The sequence below is a fragment of the Streptomyces sp. NPDC043878 genome, from assembly GCF_056435735.1.
The window spans coordinates 83,425-95,994 of the sequence record NZ_JBWKDW010000030.1; the positions used below are offsets into that span (position 1 = coordinate 83,425).

A 12,570-nucleotide genomic window follows, 5' to 3' on the forward strand; every position below is an offset into this window, starting at 1 on the left:
CCCGGTGGCCTCACCGCCCGGGTGAGGCCACCGGTGTCACCGGCGTTCCGCCGGCCGCGTGGCCGAGCAGGGTGAGCTGTACCTGCCCGGGGCCCGACCCGGTGGTCCCGTCGGACAGGACCGCCAGCGCCAGTGTGTTGACGCCCCGTGTGCGCAGAATCCCGTTCGGCAGGACGAAGGTGTGCTGGGGCCCCACGTCGTTGATGTACTGGCCCATGTTCCAGCCGTTCAGGAAGATCTGCGCCCGGTAGGCGCGGTCCGGGTCGTCGGTGAGGGTGAGCCCGACCGAGGCGTCGATGCTCGCGTCCACGGCCGGCCGGAACGTCGTCCGGTACCAGGTCACGCCCTGCCGGCGCCCGGACCGCGGGAGCCCGACGGTCTCCCAGTCGCTGTCGCCGTACCCCGGCAGGTGCCAGCCCTCCCGCTCCCCGTACAGCCCGCCGTTGTTCTGCGGTCCGCGCACGGGGTCGGTGGCCGCCTCACCCTGGAGGCGCCAACTCACCTTCGGTGAGGCCCCCTTGAAGGTGACAGCGGTCAGCCCGCGGGCCGCCTTGTGGGTGTCGAGCGCCTCGCCGTCCTGGTCGTGCTGCATCCGGCGCACGAGCACGGACAGGACGTGCGGGTCGCCCGGTCCGTCCGCCGCCCGCCCGTTCAGCTTCTCCCGGACCCGCTCCGGTACGGCGAAGGTGGCCTTCGCCGTCCACGTGCCCTGCCGCAGCGTCCTGTGGTCCGGAACCGGCATGCGGTGGGTGCCCAGCGGCTCCCCGTCCAGCCACGCCATCAGCAGGCCCTGCGTGCCCGTGCTGTAGGCGAGGGACACCGACTCCAGGCCCGCCGTGCCGGCGGTCAGACGTCCCCGGTACCAGACGTCGCCGTAGTGGAAGCCGTAGTCGTCCGCGAACAGGACGGGCTGCCCCTTCGGCACGGGAGTCGTGCTGTACGACACCGTCCGGTCGGCCGCCTTCCACCCCGAGTCGTCGAAGCCGGGTGCCGACTCCGGGTTCTCCGTCCGCCGCCGCCAGCCGCCGTCCAGCGGCGGCAGGCTCACCGGCGCGACACCGGGCAGCAGTTGCAGGCTCAGCAGGCTGCTGGAGGCGCTGATCCGGGTGCCCAGCACGCGCTTGTTCCAGGTGACCCGGTCGATCCCGCGCGGCCCCCAGACCTCGATGCCGGTCGGCGCGGTGGCGTCGCCGGTGAGGTGGACCGTGGAGTCCTCCAGCGCCACCTCGCGCACCAGCGAGGGGCCGTACACCAGCACCGAGCCCGACGGGGTGTCGCAGGGCCACAGGCGCACCGCGGTGGCGTCGTCGGCGAGCAGGATCAGCAACTGCCGGCCGGAGCCGCCGCCGTCGACCAGGATGCGGCTCAGCCCGCCGACACCGAGCGGCGCGGTGATGCGCAGCAGGCCCCGGTCGTACACCCAGGCGACCTCCGCGTCGAGCCGGGCGGGCGTCGGCTCCTCCGGGCACTCCAGCACGATCTGCGCCATCTCACCGTGCCGCCCGGTGAACACGGCGATGTCCTGCCGCCCGGCGCGCAGGAACATCATCGGCTCGACGGTGGCGTACCGGAACGTCCGCTCCCCGAACGACAGATGCGTGGTGAGCAGCCGGGCGTCCCGGGCCGGGACGGTGACCGGCACCTCGATCCCCGCCTCCGGCAGCGCCGAGGACACCGGCTCGGCCGAGTCGTTGCGCACGACGTAGACATGGGCGTCCGTGTCGGGGTTGACCAGGTGGTGGACGGCGAGCCGCGGGTCCGCGGCCCGGACCCGCGCCGCCCGGTCCAGCTTCGCGAAGTCCGGCACCCGCTGGAGCAGATGCCCGAGCTGGTGCAGGGCGGCGAGCTTCGGCGTCTGGTTGCGGCCCTCGTCGAAGGCCGCCCCGTAGTCGTAGGAGGTGTAGGCGACCGGCGCGGGCAGCCAGCCCCACGAGGTGCCTCCGAAGGCCATGTACACGTTGTGCAGCGTGATGCCGCCGGCGAGGTCGGTGAAGTGGGAGCGCCGCTCGTACGCCGCGTCCCGGGTCCGCCGCGCCTCCGCGTACCCCTTGCCCTGCAACCCGGCCCCGCCCCAGCCGTCGACGGCTCCGTCGCCGAACTCCGCGAGGAAACCGGGTGTCTTCGCACGGGTACCCGCCCCACGGGTCCCGAAGTGCCCCCAGTCGGACGGCACCTGGGCCGGCGAGGGGTGGGCGTCGAAGGCGTCCAGCCAACGCCCCTGCTCACCGCCGGTGTCCAGGGAACCGGGTGCCCAGGAACCGTCGCGGCTCGCGTTGTTGTGGAACAGCGGTACGTCGATGCCGTCGGCCCGCACCTTGCGGTACAGGTGGGCCATGTAGTCGCGTCCGGCCGCCCCCGCGCCGGCGGCGTCGTACTCGTTCTCGATCTGGTAGAGCAGGACCGTGCCCCGGCCCGCGGTGAACAGGTGCCGGACGGCGATGGCGTCGACCTTCGTCAGCCACTCGTCCGCGTGCCGCAGGTACGCCGGGTCCGTCGACCGGGCCCGGCCCGCGGTGGCCGTCAGCCAGCCCGGGAAGCCGCCGCCGTCGACCTCCGCGCCGATGTACGGGCCCGGCCGCAGCACCACGTACAGACCGGTCTCCGCGGCCGTGCGCAGGAACAGGTCGAGGTCGCGGACACCGGTGAAGTCGTACACGCCGGGCGCGGGGGAGTGGTAGTTCCAGGCCACGTGGACACTGACCGCGTTGTAGCCGTGGGCGCGCATCTTCTGCAGCACGTCCCGCCACAGGGAGGGGCTCGGCAGCCGGAACGGATGCATCTCGCCCGACCACAGGACCAGGCGTTTGTCGTCCACCAGCAGCGAGTACCGGTCGAAGCCCACCGTGTGCGCCCGGCCGTCGGCGCTGGGCGCGCCCGGCGCCGGGCCGGTCGGCACGGTGTGCGTCGCGTAGGCGCTGGTGGCCCCGGTGCCGCTGCCGCCCAGCGCCAGCCCGAGCACCGTGGTGCCGGCGAGGGCGCTGAATGTACGTCTGCTGAGCTCCAAGGGAGCGCCTCCTGTTGTGCCGGTCCGTTCGCTGCGCCGCGAGGGGCGGGTGGGGTTGATGTCGGGTTGGGACATTGTGCACACCTGCACGCCTCACAATGTTCATATGAGGATCTCTGCGCGGGCGGACTACGCGGTACGAGCGGTGCTGGAGCTCGCCGTGCGACAGGGCGGTGAGCCGGTGAAAGCCGAGGTCGTGGCCCTCGCCCAGGACATCCCGCACAAGTTCCTGGAGGGTATTCTCGGTGATCTGCGGCGCGGGGGGATCGTCGACAGCAGGCGGGGCGGCGGCGGGGGCTACCGGCTGGCCCGCGAGGCGGCGTCGATCACCGTGGCGGACGTGATCCGGGCCGTCGACGGGCCCATCGTCTCGGTGCGCGGCGAGCGTCCCACCGGGCTGGAGTACACCGGTTCCGCCCGGCCGCTGCTGCCGCTGTGGGTCGCCCTGCGGGCCAACGTCCGGAAGATCCTGGAGGGTGTCACGGTCGCGGACATCGCGGCGGACGCCCTGCCCGAACCGGTACGGCGGCTGGCCGCCGAACCGGCCGCGTGGGAGAACCCGTGACGATCCTCACGCCGGGCCGCCGCCCGCGTCGGTGAAGACGCGACGGCGCCGGACGCCACCGTCCCGGCGATGCCGAGCGGGCCGACTCCTGACGGCCGCCCGGTGTGCGGCTGTGAACGATCCGGAGTTTCGCCCGCCAATGCCCGCTGCTTTCAACCAAGTTCGCGGGCTGTGAAATCCGCGTCTGTGAATGGCCGGAGTTCGCCCTGCCCGTCCCGGCTGCGGCTCCCTACGCTGCGATCGCCCCCCGCTTCACAGAATCCTCACAGGTTCTCCAGAGGCCGGGGGCGCAGCCACCCCCCAACCCACTAGGAGAGACCATGACCGGTGGACTCCTGCTGAGCGGAGCGATCGCCGCTCTGCTCACCACCGCGCTCCCCGCGCACAACCCCTCGGGCGGGTTCGAGGACCCGCCTCCGGACAAGATCGTCATCAAGGTCGCCACGGTGAACGGCTCCGGCTGTCCGCAAGGCACCGCGGCGGTCGCCGTCTCCGAGGACAACACCGCCTTCACCGTGACCTACAGCGACTACCTCGCCCAGGCCGGCGGCAACTCCGACCCCACGGCGTTCCGCAAGAACTGCCAGCTCAACCTGATCGTCCACGTCCCCCAGGGCTTCACCTACGCCATCGCCAGTGCCGACTACCGCGGCTTCGCCGCGCTCCAGTCTGGCGCGAACGGCACCCAGAGAGCCTCGTACTACTTCCAGGGCTCCTCGAACACGGCGGCCAAGACCCACCCCTTCAACGGCCCCTACAACGACAACTGGCAGGCCACCGACACCACGGACTGGGCCCAGCTGGTCTGGGCCCCCTGTGGGGTCCAGCGCAACTTCAACATCAACACCGAGCTCCGGGTGACCGCCGGCAGCCAGTCGCCCGGCAAGGTCAGTTTCATGACGATGGACTCGACCGACGGTGACATCAGCACCGTCTACCACATGGCGTGGAAGGAGTGCCCCGAGTCCTGACGGCCGGGGTCCCGGGAGACCACGCGCGTGGCGGGCGGCCTCCCGGGACCTTGTTCAGCTCCGCTCCACGCCCAGGGTGAGCGTGCCCGCGTAGCCCGACGAGGCCGAGCTGCCGAGGGCGGTGAGGGTGAGCAGGCCGGAGGCGGCGCCGCCCTCGTCGTAGATGCCGTCCTGGGCGAGCGTGGTGCGGGTGACCCTGTTGGTCGAGTACGGCGACAGCGCGGCGATCCTGGCGGTGACCGTCTCGTTGAAGAAGAGCTGTCCGGTGTGCAGTTCCTGGCCGCCGGTCCACGAACCGTCCGAGGTCAGCGTGACGTTCGTGTGCACCTTGACGTGGATGTGCACGCAGCGGCCGCGGTACCAGCCGGGGTAGACCGTGGTGATGCTCGCGACGCCGGCCGAGTCCGTCAGCACGCCGCCGCGCAGGAAGGTGCCGTCGTCGGCTTCGTTGTGGCCGTTGTTGCCGACGAAGCCGGAGTACTCGCCGAGCGCGTCGCAGTGCCAGATCTCCACGAGCGCGTTGCTCAGGGGGACGCAGGTGTCGTCGTCGACGACCGTGAGGGTCAGCTTGAGCGGGGCGCCCGGCTTGCCTTCGGTGACGTCGGCGCGGACGTACTGGCCGTCGAGGTGGTAGGGGCCTTCGGTCATCTCCTTCGTGAGGGTGCAGACGGCGGCGGCAGCGGCGGGTGCCGCGTCGGCGGCGGGGGCCTCGGGCGCGGCGGCGCCGACGGCCAGGGCGGCGGCCGTGGCGCCGGTGGCGATCAGTACGGTGCGGCGCCCGATCGGGGTCGATCCTGTGGTGTCTGTCATGAACACGGCACCCTAGGGGCGGATGCTGTCGGTCAGCTGTCAGCCGGGCAAAGTGACAGATCGTCAAGTCGAGCGGAAGCCAGTCTCACGCGGCCGACCGGGCGTGGGCGGCGACCGCCGCCGCGACCGGCCGGTGGTTCCCGGGTCTGGCGGCGGGAGCGGGGTAGCGTGGCGAGCCCTAGAGCTGTGGAGGGATGTGGATGGGGCTGACCGCACGCGTCAGACGACGGATCTCCGAGGACTACCCCGAACGGGACGGACAGGTGGTCGAGGCACTGCTCGCCCAACTCGTCACGCACCTGAACGACAGAGGGGACAGAGAGGACAAGGAACGGATCGCCGCCGCCACGCTCCTGTGCGGAAGGGGCCGCGTGGACCGGCTCCTCGACGCGGTGCAGTCGGCCAGGGAGGACTGGCGGGACGTCCTCGTCGGCGCGGGCCTCGCGGACGCGGACTGGTCCGACCGGCTGAACAAGGAGTTCGGCGCGGAGCCGACGGTGGCCGAGGCCTGAGCCGGGTCCGCGCTCCGGGCACGAGCCGCGTATGCGGCCGGGGCACGAGCCGTGTCGGCGGTTGAGGGGTACGGCGGCTTGTGACCCGGCCGAATCCGGCCGGGGGTGTCGGTCTGCGACCGGCCTGAGCGGTGAGCGGCGGTGAGCCGGTCGCCGCTCGGCGTTTGTCGCTCGCCGCCCGCTGCTCGGCGTCGTTGGTCGCCGGGTCGCCGGGTCGGCAGGTCGCCAGGTCACCAGGGCGCCTGGGCCCCGGGTCGCCAGGGCGCCGGGTCGCCGGTCGTCGCTCGGCGTCAGTTGGTCGCCCGGTCGCCCTTCGCCACTCGGCGTCAGCCGCTCGCCGTCCGCCGTTTGCCCTTCGTCGGTCACCGCTCGGCGTCAGCCGCTCGCCACCAGCCGGTAGCCGTTCGCCGGTCGGCGTCGGCCGGTCGCTGTTCTCCGCCGGGTGTCAGCCGTCACCGGTCCGGTCGGGCGTCGGGGTGGGGGCCCGGTCAGCCTGCCTGGCCCATGCCCGCCGCGTTCGGCCAGTTCTGGGCGTTGGGCCAGCCGGTCGCCGGGGCCGGGGCCAGGTCGCCCGGGGAGCCGGGCGGGCCGGTGGTGCCGCGTACCTGGGCGGCCGTGAGACCCCCGCGCGCGGGGACCCCGGGCGGGGTCGGCCCGGTCATCGCGGCTGCGGCCGGAAGCGGCGCGGCGACGGGAGCGGGGGCCGGCATCTGCATGGGCGGCGGGGTCGGCATCGGGGCCGGCGGCGGCGTGGGCATCCGGGTCGGCGGCGGCGTGGGCATCCGGGTCGGCGGCATCTGGGCCGGCATCGGCGCGGGGGCGGCCATCGGGGCGGGGGCCGGGTAGCCGACGGGCTGGGGGGCCTCCTGGATCACGGCCGGCGCCGGCATCGGTATGCCCGCCCCGCCGGTCTGGCCCGGCTGCGGGATCCGGCCCGGCTGGCTCTGCGCCATCTGGGCCATCATCGCGAGCTGGGACATCTGCGCCGCCGCCGGCAGGGGCGCCGCGGCGGCCGGCGCGGCCGTCAGGCCCGGCATGCCGGGCGCCGCCCCGACGGCCTGGGCGGCGAGGTTGTGCATCCCGGCCCCGTTGGTGGCGCTGACGAGCCGGTCGACGGCCGCCGTGCCCGAGCTGTAGCTGGTCCCTGTAGCCGGCTCGGGCACGGCGGCTCCCCTCCTGGTCCCGTAGAGCACCTGTTCCAGGCCGGACACCAGGCGACGGACGTCCACCTGGGGACGCACCACGAGTCTCAGGAAGCGGCTGGACGAGCCGATCTTGTTGCCGCACTCGCGGACCAGGATGCGGTGCTCGGTGAGCAGCCGGTCGCGGACCACGGTGCCCTCCGCGCCCACGGGGAGGCGGACGAAGAGGAAGTTGCCCTGCGACGGGTAGACCGTCAGACCGGGCAGTGAGGACAGCTGGCTCGCCATGTCCAGGCGGTCACGGCGCACCTGCTGCAGGCTCTGCGCGTACTCGGCGCCGTGCTCCCTGAGCATGAACACCACGTACTCCGCGAAGGAGTTGAGGTTCCACTTCGGGAGCATGGAGCGGACCCGGCCCGCGAGGGAGGGGTTGGCGACGAGGTAGCCGAACCGGATGCCGTGCAGGCCGAAGTTCTTGCCGAGGCTGCGCAGCACGATGACGTTGGGCCGCAGCATCGCCTCCTGCACGACGCTCGGTTCGACCTCGGCGTCTGCGAACTCCAGGAACGACTCGTCGATGACGATCAGGTCCAGGTCGGCCATCGCGTCCATGAACTGCACGAGGGCCTGCTTGTGCAGAAAGCCGCCGTCGGGGTTGTTCGGGTTGCAGATGACGGCGACGCGGGTGCCGCGCGCGCGGATGAAGTCGGCGTACTGCGCGAGGTCGAGCGCGAACCCGCCGGACTCCTGGAGTGGGAACATGTCGACCCGCTTGCCGGTCTCCATCGGCTGGTCGGTCCAGCGGCCGAAGGTGGGGACGGGGATGGCGAGGGACTCGCGCACCAGCAGGTGGTCGATCCAGGTGATCAGCTCCGTGGAGCCGTTGCCCATCGCCACGCACTGCGGGGGAAGCTGGAGCAGGTTGCACAGCTCGGCCGTGATCGTGTCGGCGCCGCTCGGGTAGTACGTGATGATGTCCCGCAGTCTGGCCGACATCTCGTCGAACATGGCGGGGGTGGGGAAGTACGGGTTGCAGGGGATGCAGAAGTCCACCGGGCCGGACCCGTCGCCTTCACGCGTCAGCGCCGCCATCGACGGGCTGTGCGCCGCTGTGCTGCGAAACAGCGAGGTGACGTTGTCAGCCAATTGGAGCCTCCGTAGGGGGCGGGCCCGGCGGGGACGACCGGGCCCGTCGTCTGGGTGGCCCGTGCGGGGGAGCACGGGCCGCTGTTAGATACGGAGGCGGCCGTGGCGCCGTTCAACCCGTGTGAAAGTGGTGTGAGTTATGGAACCCACTGCTTCACTTCACCGTCCGCCCGCTCCCGGCGCCCCCGGGAGACACGCCCCGAAGACGCCTCAGGAGCGCCCCGAAGGGCGCTCCTGAGGGGCGCGGGCACCGGCGCGACCAGCCACGACGAACCTACGGCCGCGCATGCGAACAGGGGCGCGGGGAACGGCGCGACCGCCCCAACGGGCCCGCTCCCCACGCCCCGGGCGGAGCGTTACGCGCCGAACGTGTGCACCGTGGTCGTCCGGTACGTCTGCCCCGGCCGCAACACCGTCGACGGGAACGACGGGTGGTTCGGCGAGTCCGGGAAGTGCTGCGTCTCCAGGCAGAGGGCGTCGCCCTGGCGGTAGATGTGGCCGCCGGTGCCGACGAGCGTGCCGTCGAGGAAGTTGCCGGAGTAGAACTGAAGTCCCGGCTCGGTGGTCGCGATCTTCAGGGTGCGGCCGGAGGACGGGTCACGCAGGGTCGCGACGTGTTCGGGCTTGCCGGTGATGCCCTTGTCGAGGACCCAGTTGTGGTCGATGCCCTTGCCGTAGAGCAGCTGCTGGTTGGCGACCCGGATGTCCTCGCCGACGGCCTTGGTGTGCCGGAAGTCGAACGGGGTGCCCGCGACCTTCGCCAGCTCACCGGTGGGGATCAGCCCCGAGTCGACGGGCGTGTAGCGGGCGGCGGCGATCTTCAGCTCGTGGTCGTAGATCGAGCCGCTGCCCTCGCCGGCCAGGTTCCAGTAGACGTGGCTGGTCAGGTTGACGACCGTGGCCTTGTCGGTGGTGGCCGCGTAGTCGATGCGCCAGTCGCCGTGCCGGGTCAGGGTGTACGTCACCCTCACCTTGAGCGTGCCCGGGTAGCCCATCTCCCCGTCGACGCTCGTGTAGTGCAGGTGCAGGCCGACGTCGGAGCCCCTGGTGAACGGCTCGACGTCCCAGACGTGCTTGTCGAAGCCCTTGGCGCCGCCGTGCAGGCTGTTCACCCCGTCGTTGACGGAGAGCTGGTAGCTCTTGCCGTCGAGGGTGAACTGCCCCTTCGCGATGCGGTTGCCGTAGCGGCCGATCAGCGCGCCGAAGTACGGGGTCTTCGCGACGTAGTCCTCGATGTTGTCGAAGCCCAGCGACACGTTCTTGTACCTGCCGTGCCGGTCGGGGATCTCCAGGGACTGGACGATGCCGCCGTAGGACAGGACCTTGAGCCTCGTGCCGCCGTTGGCCAGCGACCAGCGGTAGACCTTCGTGCCGTCGGCGAGCTTGCCGAAGAGCGACTTCACCGGCGTCCCGCCGCCCGTGGCGTGTGCCGTTCCGCCGAGTGCGGTCGCGGCGACTCCCGCTGCCGCGGCACCCGCGATGACCGTACGTCTGTTCAGTTCCATGTGCGGCTCTCCCTTTTTTGAGGTCGGTTCGCCTCCGGGGCACTCCAGCCGACGTGCCCCTGCGGCTCACTCGCCCAACTGGAGGGGCCCTGCCGTCCGGCAGGGCCCCGAGCTGACTTACGAACCGGACTTGCGCTTGTTCCACACGTCGAAGCCGACTGCCGCCAACAGGGCCAGGCCCTTGATGACCTGTTGCCAGTCGGTGCCGACACTGAGGAGGTTCATGCCGTTGTTCAGCACACCGAGGACCAGACCACCGATGATCGCGCCGAGGACGGTACCCACACCGCCGCTCATGGACGCGCCACCGATGAACGACGAGGCGATCGCCTCGAGTTCGAAGCTGAGGCCCGCCTTCGGTGAGGCCGCGTTCAGACGGGCGGCGACCACCATGCCCGCCAGGGCCGCGAGCACGCCCATGTTCAGGAAGACGAGGAAGGTGACCTTCTTGTCCTTGACGCCGGACAGCTTCGCCGCCGGCAGGTTGCCGCCGATCGCGTAGATGTGACGGCCGAAGACGGCGTTGCGCATGACGTAGCCGTAGCCGACCACCAGCAGGGCCAGGACGATCAGGATGATCGGCGCGCCCTTGTAGCTGGCGAGCAGCATCGTGACCGTGAGGATCGCGGCGACGATGGCGACGAGCTTGAGCAGGAAGAGGTTCCTGGGCGCCACTTCGAGGGCGAACTCCTGCTGCCGCTTGCGGTCACGGACCTCCTGGACGATCGAGAAGGCGATCAGCGTGAAGCCCAGCAGCAGCGTGAGGTTGTGGTAGTTGGTGTTCGGGCCGACCGCCGGCAGGAAGCCGTTGCCCATCTTCTGCAGGCCGTCCGGGAAGGGGCCGAGGGTCTGGCCCTTCAGGAGCATCTCCGTCAGACCACGGAAGATCAGCATGCCCGCGAGGGTGACGATGAAGGAGGGTATGCCGAGGTAGGCGATCAGGAAGCCCTGCGCCGCGCCCGCCGCCGCGCCGATGACCAGGCACAGCAGCAGTGCGAGGGGCCACGCCACATCGTGTTGCACCGTCAGCACGGCCGCGAAGGCCCCGGTGAACGCCGTGAGGGAGCCGACCGACAGGTCGATGTGCCCCGCGATGATCACCAGCATCATGCCGATCGCGAGGATCAGGATGTAGCTGTTCTGGAGCACCAGGTTGGAGACGTTGCGCGGCAGCAGCAGGTCGCCGCCGGTCCACACCTGGAACAGGATCACGATCAGACCGAGGGCGATCAGCATGCCGTACTGGCGCATGTTGCGGCGCAGACCGTCCAGTACCAGCTGGAGCAGTCCGCCGCCGGAGGCCGACCCACCACTCTTGCCGGGCGGCGCGGCGGCCGGGCTCTTGGTCACATCGGTGCTCATCGCGATACCTCTTTGTCCTTCGTCATCTGACGCATCAGCACTTCCTGCGTGGCCTCGGCGCGGGGGAACTCGCCCGTGAGCCGCCCGGCGGCCATGGTGTAGATGCGGTCGCACATGCCGAGCAGTTCGGGCAGCTCGGAGGAGATGAAGACGACCGCCTTGCCCTGGGCGGCCAGCTGGTCGATGACCGTGTAGATCTCGTACTTGGCGCCGACGTCGATGCCGCGCGTCGGCTCGTCCAGGATCAGCACGTCGGGACCCGCGAAGATCCACTTGCTGAGGACGACCTTCTGCTGGTTGCCGCCGGACAGCTTGCCGACCGGCTCGAAGACGGTCGGGGCCTTGATGTTCATGGACTTGCGGAAGCCCTCGGAGACCTGCCGCTCCTCGTGCTCGTCGACGACGCCGCGCTTGGCCACCTTGCCCAGTGCGGTGAGCGAGATGTTGCGGTTGATCGTGTCGATGAGGTTGAGGCCGTAGTGCTTGCGGTCCTCCGTGACGTAGGCGATGCCGTGGGCGACCGCCTCCGCGACGGTCTTCGTCCGGATCTCCGTGCCGTCCTTGAGGACCGTGCCGCCCGCGTACCGGCCGTAGGAGCGCCCGAAGACGCTCATCGCGAGCTCGGTGCGGCCGGCGCCCATCAGGCCCGCGATGCCGACGATCTCCCCGCGCCGCACCTGGATGGACACGTCGTCGACGACCTTGCGCTGCTGGTCGATCGGGTGGTGCACGGTCCAGTCGCGGATCTCCAGGGCCGGGGCCGCGCCCTTCTCCGGCTCGTGCGGGGTGCGCTCGGGGAAGCGGTGGTCGAGGTCGCGGCCCACCATGCCGCTGATGATCCGGTCCTCGGTCGTCTCCGCCGACTTCACGTCGAGCGTCTCGATGGAGTGCCCGTCGCGGATGATCGTCACCGAGTCCGCCACCTTGCGGATCTCGTTGAGCTTGTGGGAGATGATGATCGAGGTGATGCCCTGGTTCTTCAGCTCCAGGATCAGATCGAGGAGTTTGTCGCTGTCCTCGTCGTTCAGCGCCGCCGTCGGCTCGTCGAGGATGAGGAGCTTCACCTTCTTCGACAGGGCCTTCGCGATCTCCACGAGCTGTTGCTTGCCCACGCCGATGTCGGCGACACGGGTCTCCGGGTGGTCGGTCAGACCGACCCGGCGCAGCAGCTCCGTGGCGTGCCCCAGGGTCTGCCTCCAGTCGATGAACCCGCCCTTGGCGTGCTCGTTGCCGAGGAAGATGTTCTCCGCGAGGGAGAGGTACGGCGACAGCGCCAGCTCCTGGTGGATGATGACGATGCCGTGCTGCTCGCTCGCCCGGATGTCCTTGAACTGGACGACCTCTCCCTCGAAGAGGATGTCGCCCTCGTAGCTTCCGTGCGGATGGACGCCGGAGAGCACCTTCATCAAGGTGGACTTCCCGGCGCCGTTCTCGCCGCAGATGGCGTGGACCTCGCCCTGACGGACGGTCAGTGTGACGTCCGAGAGCGCTTTGACACCGGGAAAGGTCTTGACGATCGAGCGCATTTCCAGGACGGGTCCCGCCATGGTCGT

The 12,570-nt window shown here is 70.8% G+C and carries 9 protein-coding genes; 3 read left to right on the forward strand and 6 right to left on the reverse strand.

What is annotated here, in order from left to right; translation table 11 throughout:
• Window positions 1-10: 10 nt before the first annotated feature.
• Window positions 11-3,004, reverse strand: a complete 2,994-nt coding sequence (locus AC07AZ_RS32590; protein ID WP_478854180.1) for a beta-galactosidase — start codon at window positions 3,002-3,004, stop codon at window positions 11-13.
• A gap of 106 nt (window positions 3,005-3,110) precedes the next feature.
• Between AC07AZ_RS32590 and AC07AZ_RS32595 the strand changes: the two genes are divergently transcribed.
• Both AC07AZ_RS32595 and AC07AZ_RS32600 read left to right on the forward strand, forming a co-directional pair.
• Window positions 3,111-3,569: an RrF2 family transcriptional regulator gene (locus AC07AZ_RS32595; protein WP_478854182.1), complete on the forward strand. Its 459-nt coding sequence runs from the start codon at window positions 3,111-3,113 to the stop codon at window positions 3,567-3,569.
• Between the two features lie 320 nt (window positions 3,570-3,889).
• On the forward strand, window positions 3,890-4,540 hold the full coding sequence (locus tag AC07AZ_RS32600; protein ID WP_478854184.1) for a DUF4360 domain-containing protein: 651 nt from the start codon (window positions 3,890-3,892) through the stop codon (window positions 4,538-4,540).
• A 54-nt stretch (window positions 4,541-4,594) separates the two neighbouring features.
• Here AC07AZ_RS32600 and AC07AZ_RS32605 read toward each other — a convergent pair whose 3' ends face one another.
• On the reverse strand, window positions 4,595-5,350 hold the full coding sequence (locus tag AC07AZ_RS32605) for an intradiol ring-cleavage dioxygenase (protein WP_478854186.1): 756 nt from the start codon (window positions 5,348-5,350) through the stop codon (window positions 4,595-4,597).
• Window positions 5,351-5,550: 200 nt separating this feature from the next.
• Between AC07AZ_RS32605 and AC07AZ_RS32610 the strand changes: the two genes are divergently transcribed.
• Complete coding sequence (locus AC07AZ_RS32610) at window positions 5,551-5,862, forward strand: hypothetical protein (protein WP_356039651.1); 312 nt, start codon at window positions 5,551-5,553, stop codon at window positions 5,860-5,862.
• Window positions 5,863-6,350: 488 nt separating this feature from the next.
• Here AC07AZ_RS32610 and AC07AZ_RS32615 read toward each other — a convergent pair whose 3' ends face one another.
• From AC07AZ_RS32615 to mmsA, 4 genes are all read right to left on the reverse strand, one after another.
• Window positions 6,351-8,150, reverse strand: a complete 1,800-nt coding sequence (locus AC07AZ_RS32615) for a pyridoxal phosphate-dependent aminotransferase (RefSeq protein WP_478854188.1) — start codon at window positions 8,148-8,150, stop codon at window positions 6,351-6,353.
• Between the two features lie 356 nt (window positions 8,151-8,506).
• Window positions 8,507-9,655, reverse strand: a complete 1,149-nt coding sequence (locus AC07AZ_RS32620; RefSeq protein ID WP_478854190.1) for an aldose epimerase family protein — start codon at window positions 9,653-9,655, stop codon at window positions 8,507-8,509.
• A 117-nt stretch (window positions 9,656-9,772) separates the two neighbouring features.
• Window positions 9,773-11,017: a multiple monosaccharide ABC transporter permease gene (gene mmsB, locus AC07AZ_RS32625; RefSeq protein ID WP_478854192.1), complete on the reverse strand. Its 1,245-nt coding sequence runs from the start codon at window positions 11,015-11,017 to the stop codon at window positions 9,773-9,775.
• Window positions 11,014-12,564, reverse strand: coding sequence for a multiple monosaccharide ABC transporter ATP-binding protein (gene mmsA, locus AC07AZ_RS32630; protein WP_478854194.1), 1,551 nt, complete (start codon window positions 12,562-12,564; stop codon window positions 11,014-11,016). The genes mmsB and mmsA overlap by 4 nt, the downstream gene beginning before the upstream one ends.
• Between the last annotated feature and the right edge of the window lie 6 nt (window positions 12,565-12,570).

What these genes read in the sequence shown, in the direction of transcription:
- AC07AZ_RS32610 (WP_356039651.1), top strand. Translation starts at nt 5,551, where the DNA reads ATGGGGCTGACCGCACGCGTCAGACGACGGATCTCCGAGGACTACCCC.
- AC07AZ_RS32620 (WP_478854190.1), bottom strand. Translation starts at nt 9,655, where the DNA reads ATGGAACTGAACAGACGTACGGTCATCGCGGGTGCCGCGGCAGCGGGA.
- AC07AZ_RS32605 (WP_478854186.1), bottom strand. Translation starts at nt 5,350, where the DNA reads ATGACAGACACCACAGGATCGACCCCGATCGGGCGCCGCACCGTACTG.
- mmsA (WP_478854194.1), bottom strand. Translation starts at nt 12,564, where the DNA reads ATGGCGGGACCCGTCCTGGAAATGCGCTCGATCGTCAAGACCTTTCCC.
- AC07AZ_RS32600 (WP_478854184.1), top strand. Translation starts at nt 3,890, where the DNA reads ATGACCGGTGGACTCCTGCTGAGCGGAGCGATCGCCGCTCTGCTCACC.
- mmsB (WP_478854192.1), bottom strand. Translation starts at nt 11,017, where the DNA reads ATGAGCACCGATGTGACCAAGAGCCCGGCCGCCGCGCCGCCCGGCAAG.
- AC07AZ_RS32595 (WP_478854182.1), top strand. Translation starts at nt 3,111, where the DNA reads ATGAGGATCTCTGCGCGGGCGGACTACGCGGTACGAGCGGTGCTGGAG.